Genomic DNA, 3406 nt, shown 5'->3' with positions numbered 1-3406 from the left:
CTCTGGTGCTGGCGCTTGGCGTGCCCCACGGCGCGCTCGATACAGTGTTCGCCAGGAACTTGTACGGAGTCTCGGGATTTCGCGGCTGGGCGTTTTTCGGCGCCGCGTATTTTGTCCCCGCCGCAATCGTCGTGGGACTATGGGCCGGCGCCCCGCTGGTTTTTCTTACAGGGTTTCTTGTCGTCTCCCTCGTGCATTTCTCGGGGGACCCCGTTGCTGGAACGCCCTTCATCGTTCGCGTCTTCTACGGCGGAGCGATCATCATTCTCCCCTGTCTGTTTCACTGGGCCGAAGTCAGCCTTATCTTCTCTCTATTGGTCGGGGCGGGTCCCGCTTTGGCCGTCACATCGACGCTCCATGCGGCGGGGTGGCCCTGGCTTTTGGCGACGTTGCTGGCGGCGTCCAGCCGTCTTTTTGCCGATCGCTCTTCGGCGGCCGAGATCGCCGCTGTCGCCCTGCTTGCGGCGCTTGCGCCTCCGCTGATCGCGTTTACGGTCTTCTTTTGTTTGATGCACAGCGCTCGACACGTGTTGCGGACCTTCGACTATTTTGCCGATGTCTCGCCCGGTCTTATGATCGCCTCGGCGGCGGGCTCCACGCGGGCTGGCGACGGCCGGTTGGCTTTGGCTGCGTGGCTCCGCGTTCGATGAAAGACTGGTCCAATTGGTCTTTGTGGGCCTTGCGGCGCTAACTATCCCCCACATGGGGGTAGTCGAACGAGTTCGTATCGCAAGTTGGAAAAGGGTGAGGGCGTCGCAATCGGCCAATGGCGGCTGAGGACAGCCGGAATGGGGGCGAACCTTGCGCCGGCTAATCGATCCGTCGTTTGCCGCGTCGCGCATCGTTTGGGCTTGGATCGCTCGCGTCGCAGAGCGCCCCCTGTTATGCTTGGCGCAAAGGCAGGAGCAACGCTCATGCACCAAATCGCAGCATCATCTGCCATTCGTCGCGCTCTAAAGCGCATATTCCCAGAATTAACTGACACCCCTGAGGGTCTAGCTAAAATTGATCATATGGTGTGGGACATTCTGAAGTCGTTCGAGGAAGAGGGTCTGCGTTTCGTTAGCGAGAGAGAAGGCGAATAAACTGCCAACGGCATAAGCGGCCGCCGGAGATCGGCCCTGCGGCATCGGGGGCTGCGAAGGCTCCAGCGCCGCTAGTGGATCGACTCTAACGCTTGGTGCCCGCGTCTGACGGCGGCGATGATTTTGTCGGGGTCGGCGACCCATTGGAAGTGCTTCGAGTGCGGTTGATGGCGGCCTGGAGGTCGGCGACCGATCGGAAGACGCCGCGTTTGAGACGGCGCTTGGTCAGGATGGCGGATGGCGCGCCAGCCGTTGGCGTACGGCGGGATGCTTGTGAGCCGCGTAGTTGTCGAGGATCGCGTGGGTCGTCTTGCCGCTGGAACCTCGCGCTCGACGGCGTTGAGAAAGCGGATGAACTCCTGATGCCTGTGACGCTGCATGTTGCGGCCGATTACGGTTCCGTCGAGCACGTTCAGCGCGGCGAACAGGGTGGTCATGCCGTGGCGCTTGTAGTCGTGGGTCATGGTCCCGGCGCGGCCCTTCTTCATCGGCAGGCCGGGCTGAGTGCGATCGAGGGCCTGGATCTGGCTTTTTTCGTCGACGCTGAGCAGAAGGCGCGCACCGGGGGGTCGACATAGGGCCGACCACGTCGCGCAGCTTGTCGACGAACTCGGGGTCCTTCGACAGCTTAAACTGCCGGACGCGATGGGGCTGGAGTCCATGCGCGCGCGAGATGCGCTGGACCGAGCTCACGCTGACGCCAACCGCCTCGCCCATCGCCGCGCCAGTCCAATGCGTCGCTTCGCCCGGCGGCGCCTCCATGGTCAGGGCGACGACGCGCGCGGCGATCAAAGGATCGAGCTTAGGGATGCGCGAGGGCCGTGTCTTGTCGCGCAGAAGCCCGTCCACGCCTTCGGCGGCGAAACGCTCCTGCTAGCGCCACACGCAGGTCTTGGATTTGCCGGTCTCCCGCATGATCGCGTTCGTGCCGGCTTCCTCGGCGCTGAGCAAAACGATCTGCGCTCGCCACACGTGCTTTTGCGGCGCGTTTCGGTCTTTGACCAGAGCGCGAAGCCGGTCAAGGTCGGCGGCTGGGATGGAAAAGGAAATGCCGGTTCGCATGCCGCCGACTCGCACGCTGCGAGTCCGCAGGGAATCCCAGTCGGGATTCATACGTCAAATTTCATCCACTAGCAGGCCGTTGAAAAAGTCGCTGGCCAGCGGGCTCGTCCTGTGATTCCTTCGCCTTGGCTTTGGCGGAGGCGAATGGATGCGGGGCGGGGATGAACGGTCGGGGTCGCTGTTTAGCTACGTCGATCTGGGGGCGCGGGTCGGCGAAGATCACCCGCTGCGGACGATCCGGCTGATCGTGAACGAGGCTCTGGCAGCTCTTTCGGTGGAGTTCTCGGCGCTCTACGCCCGGATGGGCCGTCCCTCGATTCCGCCAGAGAAGCTTCTGCGGGCGATGCTTTTGCAGGCGTTCTATTCCATCCGCTCGGAGCGGCAGTTGATGGAGCGGCTGGAGTTCGACCTCCTGTTCCGTTGGTTTGTCGGCCTTGGCGTTGACGATGCGGTGTGGGATCACTCGACGTTCTCCAAGAACCGCGATCGCCTGCTGGAGGGCGACGTCGCCGCCAAGCTTTTGAGCGCGGTGCTGGCGCAACCGCGGGTGAAGCGTCTGCTCAGCACGGATCACTTCTCGGTCGACGGCACGCTGGTCGAGGCCCGGGCGTCGATGAAGAGCTTTCGGCCGAAGGACGGCTCGGGCGAGCCGCCGTCGCCAGGCGGCGGGCGGAACCGCGAAACGGATTTCCACGGCCAGAAGCGCTTCAACGAGACTCACGCCTCGACGACCGATCCGGAGGCGCGGCTTTATCGCAAGGGGCCGGGCAAGGAGGCCAAGCTCTGCTTCATGGGCCATGCGCTGATGGAGAACCGCAACGGCCTCGTCGTCGACGCCTGCCTGACCGAGGCCAACGGCCATGCCGAGCGGATCGCGGCGCTGCACATGATCGAACCGCGCGCCGACCGGTCGAGGCCGATCACGCTCGGCGCCGACAAGGCCTACGACGCCGAGGACTTCGTCAATGAGTTGCGCTCGATGAACGCGACGCCGCACGTGGCGCAGAACACGAGCGGCCGCTCGTCGGCGATTGACGGCCGCACGACGCGGCACCCGGGCTATGCGGTCAGCCAACGCATTCGCAAGCGGATCGAGGAGGCCTTCGGCTGGATCAAGATGGTCGCCGGCCAGGAGCGAACCAAGTTCCGCGGCCGGGAGCGCGTCGGATGGACCTTCACCTTCGCGGCCGCCGCCTACAATCTGGCGCGCCTGCCGAAGCTCCTGGAGGCGACCGCATGAAGGCCCGGGCCGATTGCCG

Annotated in this window: 3 protein-coding genes and 1 pseudogene; 3 read left to right on the top strand and 1 reads right to left on the bottom strand. The window is 64.2% G+C overall.

Annotated features, from left to right (window positions below; all coding sequences use genetic code 11):
• Both ACLP25_RS04035 and ACLP25_RS04030 read left to right on the top strand, forming a co-directional pair.
• Positions 1-650: beta-carotene 15,15'-dioxygenase, Brp/Blh family (locus ACLP25_RS04035; protein ID WP_442467943.1), on the top strand; the 650-nt coding region annotated here is incomplete at its 5' end.
• Positions 604-777, top strand: coding sequence for a hypothetical protein (locus ACLP25_RS04030; protein WP_442467944.1), 174 nt, complete (start codon positions 604-606; stop codon positions 775-777). The genes ACLP25_RS04035 and ACLP25_RS04030, both read left to right, overlap by 47 nt.
• Before the next feature lie 379 nt (positions 778-1156).
• Here ACLP25_RS04030 and ACLP25_RS04025 read toward each other — a convergent pair.
• A pseudogene (locus ACLP25_RS04025) lies at positions 1157-2147 on the bottom strand (IS630 family transposase).
• A gap of 148 nt (positions 2148-2295) precedes the next feature.
• Here ACLP25_RS04025 and ACLP25_RS04020 point away from each other — a divergent pair.
• Positions 2296-3387, top strand: coding sequence for an IS5 family transposase (locus ACLP25_RS04020; RefSeq protein ID WP_442467942.1), 1092 nt, complete (start codon positions 2296-2298; stop codon positions 3385-3387).
• The last annotated feature ends 19 nt before the right edge of the window (positions 3388-3406 follow it).

It is taken from the genome of Roseiarcus sp., assembly GCF_052145395.1.
Classification (GTDB): domain Bacteria; phylum Pseudomonadota; class Alphaproteobacteria; order Rhizobiales; family Beijerinckiaceae; genus Roseiarcus.
This window is presented reverse-complemented; position numbering and strand designations above follow the sequence as displayed.